We start from the raw sequence: 15,426 nt of genomic DNA on the forward strand, positions 1-15,426 counted from the left end.
CCGCGGCCTTAGCTTTAGCACGTCGCAGTTTGGCATTGGCTTGCTAAAAATAGCATCGCCCCGACAGCAAGGCTCTCGGGGCGCCAATAGTACAAATAAGCCGAGTTAGAACTGATAGGTCAGCTTAGCCCACAGATTTCGGCCCGGCTCATTGACCCTAAACATGGCCTCACTGCCCGGCAGATCGTTCCCCGTGCCCGCCTTACTCACATGCTCGGCATAGGCGGTATCAAACAAGTTTTCGACACCCAAAATTAAGGATAAATCCTTGCTGTATGACCAAGAGGCATTGAGCGCCAAGGTACCAAAACCGCTGCTCGGGCCTAAGTCTTGGCCAACGATATTGCCATGACCTAAGGTGTAACGGTCTTGCGCGGCCACCACACGCCACTGCGCCGCCATGGTCCAACTTTTCCATTGGTAGTTAACGGTTAATCTAGCCTCTAACGGTGATATTTGCCCAAGCGCGACCTTGTCGGTATCGTTTTCGCCATGGGTATAACTCACCGTGAGTTGGCTCGACCATTGCTCATTCAGCGCATAATCTAGGCTGGCCTCACCACCGTAGAGACTCGCATCAATATTACGGGCAAGGGTGGCTTGGCCGCTGGAATCAATCAGAATATAGTCCGCAATCTCACCATAGAAGAGTGACACCGCAGCCTCGACAGGCCCCTGATAAATCCAACCTATATCGAACTGATTGGTGGTTTCCGCTTTCAGGTCAAAGGCTTTTTGTGCGGGGTTATCGGCGCTGGCCTTCATAATCTCCCAATAATCCGGCATCCGCTGCGCCGAGCCAAAGCCTGCATAATATTGGTGCTGCGCGGTTTGAAACTCATAACGCAGGTATCCACTGTAGAGGGTATCGTCCCGCTCGCCCTGCTGAGCAATCAAGAGCTCGCTATTCCAGTCGTCGAGCCTCAATCCTGCGTGCAAGCTACTGCTGCCTAGGTCACTCTCTTCGAAACGATAGCGCGACTCGGCAAACAGCCCATAGTTTTGATAGCGCATATCCTCTTTAAAGGGTTTATTGAGCAAGTCGTCTAAGCCGACATCGCCGGGCGCCATGCTGCGACCATCGTGTTTGCTCGACATATAATCCAGCCCAAGAGTGACATCCAGAGTATCGAGTGGCGCTAACTCGAACCACAAATGGCCGCCCTCTGTCATCCGCCGCACATTGGCACCTGAATTAACCCCTTCATCGAACCTATCCATAATGTGGTCGTTTTTATTGCTAAAGGCTTGCAGTTCGACCGCCGTTAACCAGCTCGATTCAAACTCGTGTTGTAGCAGTAGCGCCGCATCACGATTATCGATTTGACGCGCCTTATTTAACCTGTCGGCATACTCGGCTTCGCCGCTCGACTCACCGTAGGCCAGTTCAAGTACAGTGCGCTCTGTCGGTGTCCACCCCAAGGCGAGATTGGCGTTTTGGCGATCGTAACTCGATTGTACTTTGTTGCCATTTCCATCTTCATAATGGTCACTACTGGATTGATTCATATCGAAATCAAGGTAGTAATTCTTATCCCCAGCGCTCAGCTCAACCATGGCATCTCGTCTATCGAAACTGCCGCCCGTAGCGCTGGCTCGGCCTTCAAGATCCGCCTGGTTAAAACGATGGCGGTTTTTCTCAAATAGAATTGTGCCCGCAGTGCCAACGGGGCCGTACTTCACCGTCTGTGGCCCTTTGATTACCGTTATCTGATCGTAGCTTTCGGGATAAATATAGTTTGTCGGTGGGTCCATACGTCCACCACAGGCGCCATACACATGCTGACCATCATCGACTATGTTTAAACGCGAGCCGCCCAGCCCCCGAAACATAGGGTCGCCACCGGAGCCGCCTTTGCGGGTGATATTAAATCCAGGAATAGAGCGTAAAAATCCCGAGCCATCGTAGGCTGGCAATGGCAAACGGTTCTGTTTAGGATCGCTCACTAGATGAACAGGCTGGCGCATTACATCGCCAGATACCCGCAGATAATCATTACATTTTTTATCTTCACCACAATCGCTCGCCTCAGAAGACCAGCTTAATTGAGGTACAGCGGTGCCCAGCACTCCCGCTAAAATAACGGCTAATTTGATAGGTTGATACAGCACGATATTCCCCTACATATTGTTTTTAATGATTTTTGTGGGGGTATTGTTGTTACTGGCGAGGGAAGCGCAATCAAAACTCGGCTGGGCGCGACAATCTGTCGCAGCCCAAATGGCGAGGGATCACAATTAAATAAATAGTGGTAAATGAGTCGCTTAGCCCTTAAGAATTGCAGATTTGCGAAAACTCAGCGCAAGATAACCTAAGTTAGCGTAACCAAGGTTCGGCCAAGCCAGAGGTTAAGGTCAGTAACGGCATAGGCTTGTTGATGGCATAACCTTGGGCATAATCCACGCCTAGGCTTTTTAACTTAGTGGCAATTTCGGTGGATTCAACAAACTCCGCCACCACATCGAAGCCCATATCTTGTCCTAACTGACAAATGGCTTTGATGATGGCTTGGTCAGCCTCGTCTTCGCAGAGATTAATCACAAACTGGCCGTCGATTTTGACATAATCCACGTTCAAGCGTTTAAGGTAGGCAAAGCTTGAAAATCCCGCGCCAAAGTCATCCAACGCGAGTTGGCAATTTAATGGCCTCAGCACTTCAATCAATTTAGTGGCCTGATCTAATTGGCTCACCGCGGCGGTTTCGGTGATCTCAATGCAGAGCTTATCCACCAGCTCAGGTTCGGTCATCAGGCGCATTTCGAGCCAATTCATAAACTCGCTGTCACCTAACGAGGTCGCCGACAGGTTGACCGAGACCAACTCTAGCTGTTGCCAAATATCCAAATGGCTACTGCCCCATTTCAGCAGATTATCGATCACCCACAGGTCGACCTTGGCCGCCAAGTTGTAACGCTCCGCCGCGGGGAGAAAGATCGCCGGCGAAACAATAGTGCCATTGGCCTGCACCATCCGCAGTAGCACCTCTAAATGCAGGCCAGATTCTTCGCGACTTAACGGGACAATTCTTTGGAAATACAGCTCAAATTGATTTAGCGCGAGGGCGCTGACGATATCGACAGAGGCCATCATCTCGGTATAGAGGCGGGTCATTTTAGGATCTTTGGCACTGTACAAATGCCAGCCATTGCGGCCCTTATCCTTGGCGAGACGACAGGCCGCATCGGCCTGACTCATCACAGTGTAAATATCCGTCGCAGACTTTTCGAGCTTAGCGATCCCCATGCTGACACTGACATTGTGGCAACGGTTTTCCCAAATAAACTCGTGAGTCGCTAACTGAGTGCAGATCCGATTAGCGATATGCTGCGCCGAATCCACATTGCAATAATGCATTAAAATCCCAAACTCATCGCCGCCCAAACGCGCGACAATATCGCCCTTACGCACCAATTGCTTGAGACGTAATGCAAGCTGGCACAGTAATTTATCACCGGCCTGATGGCCGCTCACATTGTTGATCACCTGAAACTGATCGACATCGATAAAGGCAACGCAGGTGGGCATCTCATCTTTGGTTTGCAGCAGATTTTCGAGTAAGGCCTCAAAATGCAGCCGGTTCGGTAACCCAGTCAAAGCATCATAATTGGCATGGAAGGACAGCTCATCGGCGAGGCGATATTTTTCACTAACATCCTCGGCAATCATCACTAGGGTGTCTTTATTGCCGTGAATTTGGCTAAAGCTCAGCCTCAGCCAATCCAACTGCAGGTTGGATTTTAAGGGTAACTCACACCAGGCTTGCCCCAATACGCCTTCGCGCACCATGTGCAGCGTGTCGGTGAGCATGGCATGCTCCTCTTCGCGCACCATGCTGAATAAATCGTATCCATGCTGCACCGGCAAGGTTTGCAACGCGACTTTGTTCAGCATGGTCAGTTGGTTCTGTTTATCGAGCAGGGCGCAGGCTAAAGGCAGTTGATTAAAGACTTCGCGATATTTGTGCTCACTGGCCAACATATCGTGGGCGATACGGGTCAGTTCCATCGCCGAGCCAATCATCACGGCGGCATGTTGAAACTCCCGAATAAACTCCGCACTCCATTCACAGCATTCGGAACAATTGACCGCGCCGAGGGCGATACGGGTTTCGCCAAACACCACAGGCGGTAACACCAATAGGCTTTTAACGTTCCAATCACGAAGTAACGCCCGCTCCGCTTGGGCCTCTGCGGGCAAGGTATCGACATCGGGAAGATTCAGCAGTGTGGGGGTTCTCACTAAGGAGCGAAAAAACGGCATACGCGCGAGCGGCCAGACCCGTGTCTGTTGGCCCTGGCTAAATTGCGGTTTTAAGTACAGATTACGGGTACGTAGATGGTCTAGGGCTAAACTGCCCGTCAGCACAAATACACCATCACAATGCAACTGCAGCGTGATGGCCTCTAAGGCTTGATCAACATTTTGCTCTAGGGTTTCTAGCGGCGTTTCGCTAAAAATCGTCACTAATGCCTGTTGGAGTGGATTTGCTAAACCATCTGACATGAAAAGGGATTTCCTTACCTACAATTCCATTTAAGGTATTATTTCTACGCTGACCTCGGATAAACTCAAGTCATCGAAGTCCATCATGGGGACTACCGCAGAAATGTCTGTATTACCAAACAAAAGCATAGCTTATGTTTGGCATTTGAGCAGCTGATGGAGATAAACAGGTGTTACAACGACTCTTCCTTGGGTTTGCCCCCACAAGCATACAGCGTCAACAACTGCTGCAATTGCAGCAAAGCTTGGCACCGCATTTAGCGCCACATGCTAAACCCGTCACCCAAAGCAATTTACACTTAACCCTCGCGTTTTTAGGGCTCGCCAATCCGACTCAAGTGGCGCAGTTGCTCGACGGTGTCGATAAGCTGGCTAAACCAAGATTCAGTGTCACGCTGGATAACATCGCCGTGTGGCCTAAGGCGCAGGTCTGTTGTTTAAAGGGCGATAGCATCAGCCCTGAGTTAGCTCTCTTAGCATCTCAGGCACAGAATTTAGCCCAACAGTTACAGTTGCATCTGAGTGAGCATCCGTTTCGGCCCCATATCAGCTTGTTTAGAAAGGCAAAGCCGTCAGGCATCTTGGCGAGTGAGCGAACGCTTAAGGAGTTGGTCCAGCAGAACGTCATCCAAGCTTCGATGCTTGAACTCACGCTCGCACCCGAGCAGCTGCATTTGTATCTTTCCGCCAGTGGCGGACGCGGCGTGGAATATCAAATCTTACATTCTTGGCCGCTCGCATAAGCCCAATCCGCTAACGCGAATAAACGATGCACTAGAAGTAATCAGTAAAAATAATCCTTAAAAAACAATCAGCCCGAGCATGGCTCGGGCTGATAACAAGACAAGCAACCACAGACGAGGTTAATCGAGTAAACGCAAGGTCTCACGGTAAGCGCGCTTTTGCTCATAGCTGTGCAGGCGCTGCTGAAACTCGTCAGTCTTAGTGGCTTCGGCCGTCATCTTTAAGGCAGCTATCGCTTTTTGCTGGGTCGATACCGCGGCGCCAAAATCACCGACTTCGGCATAGGCGGCCGCCAAGTTATCGAGGTTGGTGGGATCGTTCTCGTTCACTTTCAGCAGCTGCAAGGATAATTCGAGCGCTTTATTACCATCGCGATATTCGGCTTCGGGGCAAGTCGCTAAAATCCACGCCACATTGCCAAGGGCAACATCATCCCCCACTCGGGTAAATTGCTCCACGGCTTTACCGCAGTTACGCTCAATGCCATCGCCACCCGAGGCATAAATAAAGCCTAAACGGAACTGCGCCCAGCGATTACCACGCTCGCCCATATCCTTATACCAACGTTCGGCCACGGCTAAGTCACGCTTTACTAGCTGCCCCTCAAAGGAGAGATCCGCTAAAGTTTGCTGCGCCTTTTCGTGTTGCTGCTCAGCGGCAAGGGTCATCCAATGTAATCCGGTCGGCACTTCTTGCTGTACATAACGTCCAGAGAGAAACATCAGCCCCAGTAAAAATTGTGCGTCGGCATCGCCCTGCTCCGCCTGCACTTGAATGTGCACAAATTTACTCGCCGCAACTTCATTGGCTGGCTGTGGAATAGAAAATGCGTGCGCGGCAGCACTCATCCCTAGGGATAAAGTGAATCCGGCGCCTAAAACCCATTGTCTGTATTTCACCTGGTAACCTCTTTACGAAAAACAACCGCGCCCTCAAGTTAGCCTGAATTATTCCCATAAGTCGAGCCTAAATCGGCGTAATCGAACCTATATTAAATAGAAATAACCCTTAAGGGGCAGCAATTATCCCATTCCTTTGATTCATTAGTCGCAATTGAGGTTATTTTCTTCGCAAAAAACCTTAAAAGCCTTTATAAGATGTGATTAACTCTACAGAGTTAAGTGAATCCAGTGAGTTTGGCACCGATTTAGTTGACTAATATCACTAAAGTAGCAAAATAAGCTCTAATTTTAGGTGGTTAATTGCATTTATTCACTCATTCTAAACTAAGAGGTGTATCAAGTTTTTATGAGTGTAATTGACGTAAAATGCTTATTTAGAATATTCTTACTTTCGTTTTAATCAATCGAGGAACATCGACATGGCTCTGATTGGTAAGCCAAAACCAGACCCAACTTTGGAATGGTTTTTATCACACTGTCACATTCACAAGTATCCCGCTAAAAGCACCTTGATCCATGCTGGTGAAGACTCAGATACCCTTTATTACATCGTAAAAGGTTCTGTAGCGGTATTGATTAAAGATGAAGAAGGTAAGGAGATGATCCTTTCTTATCTTAATCAAGGCGACTTTATCGGTGAGTTAGGATTGTTCGAAGAACAAGCTGAACGTACTGCTTGGGTTCGTGCGAAACAAGCATGTGAAATTGCTGAAATCTCTTACAAGAAGTTCAAGCAATTAATTCAAGTTAACCCCGAAATTCTGATGAAGCTATCGGCTCAAATGGCATACCGCCTACAAAGCACTAGCCAGAAAGTGGGTAATTTAGCGTTCCTCGATGTGGCTGGCCGTATTGCCCAGACATTGTTGCACTTAGCTAAGCAACCCGATGCCATGACTCACCCAGACGGCATGCAAATTAAGATCACTCGCCAAGAAATTGGCCAGATCGTCGGTTGCTCCCGCGAAACTGTGGGTCGTATTTTAAAGATGCTTGAAGAGCAGAATTTGATCCAAGCACACGGTAAAACCATTGTGGTATATGGTACCCGTTAAGATAGACTTCAGCTTGATTTAAGCCTGTTTCATTAAAGTGGCCTAGCATAAAATCTAGGCCATTTTTTATTGGGGAGCATAAATGAAACGGCTGTTTTTTATCTGTTTTTTCAGTCTGTTTACGCTGGTGCATCCAACAATAATTCACGCCGAACCGATTGAATTAGAACATTATCAAGCCAAGGCTTTAGTCAACTCCGGGCAAATTTTATCACTCAATGGCACCCTTGCCGTGGTGAATCAATTTTGCCAAGGCGAACTAATTGACGCCCATCTCTATCAAGAAGATCATAAATGGCGCTATGATTTACAAATCAAAGTGCAACGCGGCCAAATAGTGAATCTGAGTATTGATGCCACCAATGGTCAGCTCGAACACTCCACCGCACTACCGAGCGAATGTCGAAAACATGAAACTGCTACTCGTTGAAGATAATCCGATGTTGGTCTCCGAACTGGAGAAGCAACTCAAACAGGCTGGCTACGTTACCGATATTACTGACAAAGCAGTTGAAGCCGATTACCTCGTTAAAGAAACCCAATACGACTGCGTGATCTTAGATATTGGCCTCCCCGACGGCAATGGACTGGAATTACTCGAAGGTTGGCGTAATCAAGGCATTAGCACACCGGTTATCATGCTAACGGCCCGCAGCCAATGGCATGAAAAGGTCGAAGGCTTTAATGCTGGCGCCGATGATTATTTAGGTAAACCCTTCCATGCACAGGAATTACTGGCGCGTATCCAAGCGCTTATCCACCGCGCGCACGGCCGATTAAATAATCCCAGTAAACAGTTGAGCTATGGTGGCGTCACCTTAGATGAAGCCGAGCAGACGGTGAGCGTTGGTGAGCATTTGTATGAGTTGACCGCCATGGAGTTCAGGCTGTTAAAAATCTTCCTCATGTCGCCTAAGAAGCTGTTATCTAAGGCACAGCTGACGGACAAGCTCTATCAGTTTGATGACGAGAAAGAGAGTAACGTGGTTGAAGTTTACGTGACTCACCTGCGTAAAAAACTCGGCAAAACCGCGATTGAAACCCGCCGCGGCCAAGGTTACATCTTCCACGGCCTGACTGCATGATCTCCATTCGCACTAAGCTCAGTTTATGGTTAACGAGCTTATTAGTGTTAGGCACAGTGATTGGACTCATATTGTTTGAGTCCATGCTGCGCCAAGCGTTTCACGACTCCATTATCAACCGCTTAGAAGAAGATCTTGAGCACATCATGTTGGCGACCCATATCAATAATGGGGAGATCAATATCGATCAGAGCCAACTGTCGAGCTTCTACCGCCCCGCCTATTCGGGGCGTTATTTCCAGCTCAACCTCCCCAATGAAGTGATCCGCTCCCGCTCTCTGTGGGACATGCAGCTCGATATCGAACCTTTGGCGCCAAACCAGACCCGCGTCTGGCAGGCAAAAGGGCCGAAAAACAATGATATGCAGCTATTATCCCTAGGGCTAAACTCCAGCAGCGCCAATGTCACTGCCACCCTGACGGTAGCGCAGGATTTGAGTATCGGCCGGCGCGTGTTTAGTGAGGTCTATGGCACTAAGCTTGGGATTAACCTCGCCATGTTAGTGGCCATGATCGCGGGGATCTTCTTGATCCTGCGTCAATCCTTTAAACCGGTAAAACAAATCCAACATGCGCTCTCCCGCCTGCAGGAAGGCGAGATTAACGCCTTAGAGCTGAATAACATTCCGCCCGAAGTGCAACCGCTAGCGAAGACCTACAACGAGTTATTGGAATACACCGCCAAGCAAATTGAGCGTAGTCGCAATAACTTAGGCAACTTAAGCCATGGGTTAAAAACCCCACTGGCGGTGATGCAGCAACAGGTTGAAGCCTTGGGGCTGAAAGATCCCGACACCGCCATGGCGCTGCAACAGCAACTCGACGCTATCCATAAAATGGTCGAGCGTAAACTTGCTGCGGCGCGGATCACCGGTGATATGTTACCTGCCGCCCAGTTAGTAGTACCGAGGGATCTTCACAGCCTCGCCAATACCCTCAACAAAGTGCATAGAAGCAAAAGCATCAATTGCGACTTTGAGCTCGACCCCAGTATCCAGCGCCTGCCCATCCATAGGGAAGATGGCATGGAGCTCTTAGGGAATCTGCTCGATAACGCCTTTAAATGGGCGGGCAGCCAAGTCGCGGTCAAACTGTGGAAGGCGCAAAACAAACTCTGCCTTAGCATTGATGATGATGGCCCAGGTGTTGCTGACGATGAACTCGATAAACTCACCCAAAGAGGTACACGCCTCGATGAATCCGTTATGGGTCATGGCCTAGGGTTATCGATAGTGAAAGAGATTGCCGAGCAATATGGCATTGAGCTTAAATTTAAGCACAGCAGCCATTTATCCGGTCTCAGCATTGAATTAGTGTTTAGCTAACAAGTGCTTAGCGAGCCAACTATATGCTCTGAGTGTTGCTCTAGAGCCGCCAGTAAAGAATCCGCCTTCTTAGAAGGCGGCTTTGATTTGCCCCTGGAAGGGGCTATTTCCTTACACCTACTTCATCTGTAGCGACAATTGAGCATCATGCTCTAGATCTTGCTTATCTTGATGGCGAACATAGCGTCTTATGATTTCCTCATTTACGCCTACCGTATCAACAAAATAACCCCTCGCCCAAAAGCTATTTCCCCATAACTTCTTGCGAACATGAGGGAATTTGTTAAAAAGCCTTATTGCGCTCCTACCCTTCAATATCCCCATTAATGTGGATACTGACAACTTTGGGGGAATTATCACGACTAGATGCACATGATCTATCTGGACATTTAATTCTAAGACCTCACAACTTTTCATATTGCATAGAATATAAATCGACCTGTAGGGCTCTTTACCAAGGTTACCTTTTAGAATTTTGAATCTGTACTTAGGCGTCCAAACGATATGATATTTACAACGCCAGTAAACATGTGATGAACTTCTGTAATCGCCCATGTTTCTCGTTTCCTCTTACTTGTGGTGAATAAGAAGGTCTCTTTTAACATGGGCGTTATTCAGGCTATAGCCTTAAGGGACAATCACCACCGCCAGAGGCGGTGGTTTTGGGATGACAATAAAAAACGCCATCGAACGATGGCGTTTTTGTTTAAAATGAGTCTGCAACCGCCTTAATTCATTAGGCCTTTTTCGCGTTGGTGCTCTCAAAAATCTTATCGGCTGATGCGGCCACGAACCCAGTGTACAGCTCGCCATTCGCCTTGGGGTAACGCAGGGCAAATTCATAGAAGCAGCTTGGGATCTCAACCGTTGCATCGCTAAATTCTACAGCGATTTTATCGGCCATGGTCGATGATTGTTCCAGTAACACCTCTGGTGAACCTTTGATTTCGCCACCTGAGCTATTGAGCACAAAGCCGGCTTGCTTAAGCGCATCGTTTACGGACTCTAATGTCTCGAAGCCCTCGAGGTGATTGATAGAGACTGTAAAATGGTTGGCGCGGTAACCAAAAGCCGCCACCCAAGCCGCATATTCGCTCTCTTCGAGCAGCGTCTCATAGGTCTTAGCATCCAGTGACCAATGGCGACCCGAATAGATAAAGTTATCCGCTTTAGTCGCTTGCTCATCCACTTGGGCAATCAAGCCTTGGATGGTGCTTTGCAGTGATGGGCTAAATTCTTCCACCAAAAGCTCAGAAATAAACACCTTAGGTTGAGTCGCATCTGGGTGCTCAAAATGCTTAGCCACCAGCTTTTTCTGTTCAAACTTATAATCACCACAAGCCACATAACCTAAAGAGGTAAAGTGCTCGGCCAATACGGCTAAATTCACCTTAGCGATGTTAAAAGTACGCAGGGCGATATGGTCGTTGATAATCGGCTTGCCGTGACCGAGTAGCTCGTGCACCTTGGCCGCAGATGGGGTCATTTGAATATAGTCTTGCCAGAGGGCGGCAAATAACGCATTGATATCTGTATGCATAAAAACTCCTTTTATTGTGCTGCGACTATAGTGCGTATTGTTTTGCCGCTCGCACTCAATGTAACGACCCTAGCCACTTGCTGCACAACGGCGCTCAGTAGTAGCCCAAGTAACGTTACTGCTTGTGATGAAAAAGGAAGAACCTAGGTTCTTCCTCAATGATGTCACTCTAAACTTAACCCTGGGCTTAAGCTTGCGGGTAAGCTCACCGCATCCGCCTCAACGGAGGCGACGGGATACGCACAGTAATCGGCGGCATAAAATGCACTCGCCCTGTGGTTACCCGAAGCACCTACGCCACCAAAGGGCGCAGCACCCGAAGCACCAGTGATCTGCTTGTTCCAGTTCACAATACCCGCACGAATGCGGGCGAGGAAATACTCATAATCATCATGGCTATCGGCCAAGATACCTGCGGATAAGCCATAACGGGTTTGGTTAGCAAGCTTAATCGCCTGATCAAAATCGCTGTAGCGCACTAATTGCAGCAATGGTCCGAAGTATTCCTCATCGGGTAACTCGCTCACCGCAGTCACATCGATAAGCCCAGGTGAGACTAAGCCCGTCCCCGCCTGCAAATGAGTGAGTTCAACCAGCGACACACCGCCTAAGTTCTGCAAGTTAGCCTGCGCCGCAACCATACCTTTCGCTGCGCCTTCGGAAATCATTGAGCCCATAAATGGCTGTGGCTGCGCGTTCCAAGGACCGACTTTAATCTGCTTCACCGCTTCAACCAGCTTGGCGACTAAGGCATCGCCCTGCTCGCCTTGCTCAACATAAAGCCTGCGGGCACAGGTACAACGCTGGCCAGATGAAATATAGGCCGATTGCAAAATATCGTGCACTGCCGCTTTAATATCGGCAACGCCTTTAATAATCAGCGGGTTATTACCGCCCATTTCTAAGGCGAGGATCTTACCCGGATGACCCGCATATTGCTGGTGTAACAGGTGACCAGTGCGAGAGCTGCCGGTAAAGAACAGGCCGTCGAGTTGTGGGTGCGACGCCAGCGCCTTACCCGTATCGACTTCACCTTGCACTAAGTTGATAACACCCGCAGGCAGACCCGCCTTTTCCCACAGAGAGACCATTAACTCGGCCACTTTTGGAGTCAATTCTGAGGGCTTAAACACCACGGTATTGCCCGCGAGCAGCGCTGGCACTATATGACCATTGGGTAAATGCCCCGGGAAGTTATAAGGCCCAAACACAGCAACCACACCGTGGGGCTTATGGCGCAGTACCGCACGCCCTGCTGGCGTGTCATTGGCCTCAGTGCCGGTACGCTTGTTGTAAGCGGTGGCCGACAGGCCAATTTTACCAATCATGGCAGCGACTTCTGTCGCGGTTTCCCATTGAGGTTTACCGGTTTCTTGAGCGATCGTCTCAGCTAATTCGGCTTTGTTCGCTTCGAGTTGGCTGCGATAGGCCTCGACTATCTTTAAACGCGCATCAAAACCTAACATAAACCAATCGAACTGAGCTTCACGGGCGGCATCGACGGCGGCGTTGACTTGCTCAGCCGTTGCCGTTTGGCCTCGCCAAATGATTTCGCTATTTGCTGGGTTGCTAGAGGTCACATCATGACCCTTGCCAGCTTGCCACTGGCCTTTAATAAAATGTGTCATTTGCTATTCCTACATTGCCAAAATACGGATTTGATCGCCTTTTGCGAGTAACAAACCCTCGGCGAGTTCTGGACTAATTACCACCTGCTCAGTTTTGTCATCGACAGCAAGACAAGCGGAGGTCGCACGGTAATTGGCTAATTGAGTGTTAGAGACAATAAATTGCTTATCGGATTCAGGCATTTCACCAATATCTACGGTCAGCAGACGGCTCTCTCGCACGGCGCGGATATCCGTGAGACGGCATTCCACCGTTGGACCGCCATCGAAAATATCCACATAACCACGGCATCTAAAGCCTTCCGCCTGCAACAGACTCAAGGCCGGACGCGTATTGGTGTGCACTTCGCCAATCACTTTTTGCGCTTCTTCGGGCAGCAAGCAAACATACACAGGATTGCGGGGCATCATCTCCGCCATAAAGGCTTTTTTGCCAAGACCCGACAAGTAATCTGCTTGAATAAAATCAATGCCTAAGAAGTTTTTCTGCAACCAGCAGTAGAAGGGAGAATTGCCATCGGAATCGCTAACGCCACGCATTTCGGCAATCACTGTCTCACCAAAGCGTTTAGCGTGCTGTGCCAAAAATAGAAAACGGCTGCGGGACAACATCCGGCCATTGTTCCCTTTGCGATAACCCTCACGCAAAAACAGGGTACAAAGTTCGGCAGCGCCAGTGTAATCGTGGCACAGGGTTAAGGTTTCCACCTCGTTGCGAACTTCGATTTGCTCAGAATGATAGACCTCGGTCCCGAGGCGATAGTGGTAGAAGGCATCTTCCATACCCACGGCAGCTTCAATGGCACAGGTCCCGACCACTTCGCGGGTCGCAGTATCCTCGAGCACCATCAAATAGCCTTCATCGAAGGGCTTATCAATCACCTTAACGAATGAGGTTTCTGCGCGGGCAATTTTATGCCTTAGCAAATCGGCATTGACTGGCAATGAGGTAAAGCCATGGCCAGATTCTTCGGCGATTTGATATAGAGATTCAAAATCGCCTGCCTGAATAGGACGTATGATTAACATCTTAGTGTCTCCTCACTTAAGCTTGCTGTGCAACAAGGCGCCTATCTTGAAAAAGACAGGATGGATGCACGCAAGTATTCCCTGACAAAAAAGGAGTGCGAATAAGATTCAGCACTCCTTTGGTCGCTTAGGCAGCAGCGATGCTCGCCACAGCACGCTCAAAACGTGCTAGGCCTTCTGCAATATCTGCCTCAGGGATCACCAGTGAAGGAGCAAAACGTACCACGTTAGCACCCGCCATCAGGCTCATTAAGCCTTCTGCAACAGACGCTACTAAAAAGTCACGTGAACGACCTTGGTACTGTTCGTTTAGAACCGCCCCTAACAGCAAGCCTTTACCGCGAATTTCAGAGAAAACATGATATTTTTCATTAATTTTGTTCAGACCATCGCGTAATAACTGCTCGCGATGTTTCACACCGTTCAAGACTTCTGGTGTGTTAACTACGTCTAATACCGCGTTACCGATAGCACAAGCTAATGGGTTACCACCGTAGGTTGAACCGTGAGTACCCACTTTCAGGTGCTCAGCAATTTCAGCGGTAGTCAACATAGCAGCGATAGGGAAACCGCCGCCCAGCGCTTTAGCTGTGGTCAGGATATCCGGCACTATGTCGGTGCCCATGTAAGCGTAGAGTTCACCAGTACGGCCGACACCAGTTTGTACTTCGTCGAAAATCACCAGTGCGTTGTGCTTGTTGGCCAGTTCGCGAACCGCTTTTAAGAATGCAGGATCGGCATCGATAATACCGCCCTCACCCTGCAGTGGCTCAAGCATAATGGCGCAAGTTTTATCCGATACGGCCGCTTCTAATGCCGCAACATCGTTATAAGGTAAGTGGGTGATGCTTTGTGGTTTTGGACCAAAACCATCTGAATAGGCCGCTTGACCGCCAACGCTCACGGTGAAGAAAGTACGACCGTGGAAGGCTTTATCGAAGGCGATGATTTCATCTTTCTCTACGCCGAATTTTTCTAAGGCGTAACGACGAGCTAATTTCAGTGCCGCTTCGTTGGCTTCGGCACCAGAGTTAGCAAAATACACACGCTCAGCAAACGTGCTGTTAACCAACTTAGTTGCAAGCTCAAGCGCTGGCTCGTTGGTCATCACGTTAGACAGGTGCCATAATTTTTCGCCTTGCGTTTTTAAGGCATTCACTAATGCGGGATGACAGTGACCTAAGCAATTTACCGCGATACCGCCGGCAAAATCGATAAACTCGTTACCCTCTTGATCCCATACTCGGCTTCCTTCGCCACGTACAGGGATCACGGCAGCAGGCGCATAGTTAGGCACCATAACCGCATCAAACTGGGCACGATTCAACTTCATATCAACGCTCATTCTTCTTCATCCTTTGTTTAAATGTAACGGCCTCGGGAGCCGTCTGAGTCCCCAACGTATCTTTATCTTGAGTTAGTGATACAGGGTATGCTTGTGTCTATTAATAGCCATTATTAGCGAAATTGTGATCAAAATACCAGTTTTTCACAAACAACATTCGCCATGCTTTGGGTCAAAGTGCATAAAGATTGTAGTTTAAGAACTATACAAGCGTTTACGCCAGAGGCCTTTAGCATATTTAGTCAGAAAAAAAGTTATTTACCCCTATT

General features: G+C 48.9%; 13 protein-coding genes. 5 read left to right on the top strand and 8 right to left on the bottom strand.

Annotation, left to right across the window (positions count from 1 at the left end; genetic code table 11):
• Window positions 1-105: 105 nt before the first annotated feature.
• Complete coding sequence (locus tag CF168_RS17715) at window positions 106-2,112, bottom strand: TonB-dependent copper receptor (protein WP_089068511.1); 2,007 nt, start codon at window positions 2,110-2,112, stop codon at window positions 106-108.
• A gap of 205 nt (window positions 2,113-2,317) precedes the next feature.
• Complete coding sequence (locus tag CF168_RS17720; protein ID WP_089068512.1) at window positions 2,318-4,504, bottom strand: putative bifunctional diguanylate cyclase/phosphodiesterase; 2,187 nt, start codon at window positions 4,502-4,504, stop codon at window positions 2,318-2,320.
• A 170-nt stretch (window positions 4,505-4,674) separates the two neighbouring features.
• On the opposite strand from CF168_RS17720, the gene thpR reads away from it, so the two are divergent.
• Window positions 4,675-5,247 carry an RNA 2',3'-cyclic phosphodiesterase gene (thpR, locus tag CF168_RS17725; RefSeq protein WP_089068513.1) on the top strand — a complete coding sequence of 191 codons (573 nt, stop codon included), beginning with the start codon at window positions 4,675-4,677 and terminating at the stop codon, window positions 5,245-5,247.
• 120 nt (window positions 5,248-5,367) lie between these two features.
• On the opposite strand, the gene CF168_RS17730 is transcribed toward thpR, so the two are convergent.
• On the bottom strand, window positions 5,368-6,147 hold the full coding sequence (locus CF168_RS17730; RefSeq protein WP_089068514.1) for a tetratricopeptide repeat protein: 780 nt from the start codon (window positions 6,145-6,147) through the stop codon (window positions 5,368-5,370).
• Between the two features lie 422 nt (window positions 6,148-6,569).
• On the opposite strand from CF168_RS17730, the gene crp reads away from it, so the two are divergent.
• From crp to CF168_RS17750, 4 genes are all read left to right on the top strand, one after another.
• The gene (crp, locus tag CF168_RS17735) at window positions 6,570-7,205 is read left to right on the top strand and encodes a cAMP-activated global transcriptional regulator CRP (protein WP_011070954.1); all 636 of its coding nucleotides are present in this window, start codon (window positions 6,570-6,572) and stop codon (window positions 7,203-7,205) included.
• An 82-nt stretch (window positions 7,206-7,287) separates the two neighbouring features.
• Window positions 7,288-7,635 carry a PepSY domain-containing protein gene (locus tag CF168_RS17740; RefSeq protein ID WP_011621417.1) on the top strand — a complete coding sequence of 116 codons (348 nt, stop codon included), beginning with the start codon at window positions 7,288-7,290 and terminating at the stop codon, window positions 7,633-7,635.
• The gene (locus tag CF168_RS17745; protein ID WP_011621416.1) at window positions 7,616-8,290 is read left to right on the top strand and encodes a response regulator transcription factor; all 675 of its coding nucleotides are present in this window, start codon (window positions 7,616-7,618) and stop codon (window positions 8,288-8,290) included. The genes CF168_RS17740 and CF168_RS17745 overlap by 20 nt, the downstream gene beginning before the upstream one ends.
• Window positions 8,287-9,615: an ATP-binding protein gene (locus CF168_RS17750; protein ID WP_011627242.1), complete on the top strand. Its 1,329-nt coding sequence runs from the start codon at window positions 8,287-8,289 to the stop codon at window positions 9,613-9,615. The genes CF168_RS17745 and CF168_RS17750 overlap by 4 nt, the downstream gene beginning before the upstream one ends.
• A 117-nt stretch (window positions 9,616-9,732) precedes the next feature.
• Here CF168_RS17750 and tnpA read toward each other — a convergent pair whose 3' ends face one another.
• From tnpA to CF168_RS17775, 5 genes are all read right to left on the bottom strand, one after another.
• A complete protein-coding gene (tnpA, locus tag CF168_RS17755) occupies window positions 9,733-10,170 on the bottom strand; it encodes an IS200/IS605-like element ISShes4 family transposase (protein ID WP_089067186.1) in 438 nt (145 codons plus the stop codon).
• 181 nt (window positions 10,171-10,351) lie between these two features.
• Window positions 10,352-11,155, bottom strand: a complete 804-nt coding sequence (locus tag CF168_RS17760) for a DUF1338 domain-containing protein (protein WP_011621414.1) — start codon at window positions 11,153-11,155, stop codon at window positions 10,352-10,354.
• 164 nt (window positions 11,156-11,319) lie between these two features.
• Window positions 11,320-12,783, bottom strand: coding sequence for a succinylglutamate-semialdehyde dehydrogenase (gene astD, locus CF168_RS17765; protein ID WP_089068515.1), 1,464 nt, complete (start codon window positions 12,781-12,783; stop codon window positions 11,320-11,322).
• Between the two features lie 9 nt (window positions 12,784-12,792).
• Window positions 12,793-13,812 (bottom strand): arginine N-succinyltransferase, encoded by a 1,020-nt coding sequence (gene astA, locus CF168_RS17770; RefSeq protein WP_089068516.1) that lies wholly within the window; start codon window positions 13,810-13,812, stop codon window positions 12,793-12,795.
• Between the two features lie 127 nt (window positions 13,813-13,939).
• On the bottom strand, window positions 13,940-15,157 hold the full coding sequence (locus CF168_RS17775; RefSeq protein ID WP_011621411.1) for an aspartate aminotransferase family protein: 1,218 nt from the start codon (window positions 15,155-15,157) through the stop codon (window positions 13,940-13,942).
• Between the last annotated feature and the right edge of the window lie 269 nt (window positions 15,158-15,426).

It is taken from the genome of Shewanella bicestrii, from assembly GCF_002216875.1.
GTDB classification, from domain to species: Bacteria; Pseudomonadota; Gammaproteobacteria; order Enterobacterales; family Shewanellaceae; genus Shewanella; species Shewanella seohaensis.

Coding starts and splice junctions, on each gene's coding strand:
- CF168_RS17720 (WP_089068512.1), bottom strand. CDS start 4,504: ATGTCAGATGGTTTAGCAAATCCACTCCAACAGGCATTAGTGACGATT.
- crp (WP_011070954.1), top strand. CDS start 6,570: ATGGCTCTGATTGGTAAGCCAAAACCAGACCCAACTTTGGAATGGTTT.
- CF168_RS17740 (WP_011621417.1), top strand. CDS start 7,288: ATGAAACGGCTGTTTTTTATCTGTTTTTTCAGTCTGTTTACGCTGGTG.
- CF168_RS17745 (WP_011621416.1), top strand. CDS start 7,616: ATGAAACTGCTACTCGTTGAAGATAATCCGATGTTGGTCTCCGAACTG.
- CF168_RS17750 (WP_011627242.1), top strand. CDS start 8,287: ATGATCTCCATTCGCACTAAGCTCAGTTTATGGTTAACGAGCTTATTA.
- tnpA (WP_089067186.1), bottom strand. CDS start 10,170: ATGGGCGATTACAGAAGTTCATCACATGTTTACTGGCGTTGTAAATAT.
- CF168_RS17760 (WP_011621414.1), bottom strand. CDS start 11,155: ATGCATACAGATATCAATGCGTTATTTGCCGCCCTCTGGCAAGACTAT.
- astD (WP_089068515.1), bottom strand. CDS start 12,783: ATGACACATTTTATTAAAGGCCAGTGGCAAGCTGGCAAGGGTCATGAT.
- astA (WP_089068516.1), bottom strand. CDS start 13,812: ATGTTAATCATACGTCCTATTCAGGCAGGCGATTTTGAATCTCTATAT.
- CF168_RS17775 (WP_011621411.1), bottom strand. CDS start 15,157: ATGAGCGTTGATATGAAGTTGAATCGTGCCCAGTTTGATGCGGTTATG.